The sequence below is a fragment of the Vibrio sp. 1562 genome (assembly GCF_033340155.1).
GTDB classification, from domain to species: Bacteria; Pseudomonadota; Gammaproteobacteria; order Enterobacterales; family Vibrionaceae; genus Vibrio; species Vibrio alginolyticus.
This window is the reverse complement of the sequence record NZ_JAWOVY010000240.1, coordinates 1-786: the sequence shown is the minus strand read 5'-3', so window position 1 is coordinate 786 and position 786 is coordinate 1. Positions and strand designations below refer to the sequence as shown.

Below are 786 nucleotides of genomic sequence, written 5' to 3'. Positions count from 1 at the left end.
CCTTGGCGATCACGCCAATAGGCAATGTGGATAGCAGTAACGCTGCCACATTGCAGATCACCGGTACTTCAAGCCGCTTTGATGGCCAAACCGTGAGCGTAGAAATCAAAGCGCAAGGCAGTGAAACGGTTATCGCCAGCGGCAGTGCCACGGTACAAAGTGGTGGCGCTTGGACGAGCAACGCGATGGACATCAGTGGTGAGCCAAATGGCACGTACACCGTCGTTGTCACAGGCACCAATGCCTCAAACGTGGAAGCAACAGAAAGCACAAACTTCACGCTATCGCAGGCATTGCCAACACTGAGCAACGCAACATTCAATCCGACGCACCAAGCGGAAGGACAAAGTGTGACGGTCAGACTGGAGTTCGATAAAGCGCTGCAAGCAGCAAGCGCAGAGCTGGGTGGTTCCGCCGTCACACTGACTAAGACAGTGGATGCGAAAGTCTGGACCGGTGATGTTGTGGTGCCAGTGTCGTCAGAGCTGACTGTTGGATTGGTGGTGAAAGATTACCAAGACCTTTCGGGGAATACGGGCGCAGAAGACCGCAGCCACTCGATGCCGATCACACCAACCTTGGCGATCACGCCAGTAGGCAATGTGGATAGCAGCAATGCCGCCGCATTGCAGATCACCGGCACTTCAAGCCGCTTTGATGGCCAAACCGTGAGCGTAGAAATCAAAGCGCAAGGCAGTGAAACGGTTATCGCCAATGGCAATGCCACGGTACAAAGTGGTGGCGCTTGGACGAGCAACGCGATGGACATCAGTGGTGAGCCAAATG

General features: G+C 54.7%; 1 pseudogene. It reads left to right on the top strand.

Annotation, left to right across the window (positions count from 1 at the left end):
- Window positions 1–786 (top strand): annotated as a pseudogene (locus tag R7Z49_RS24390) (hypothetical protein); the annotation flags it as partial.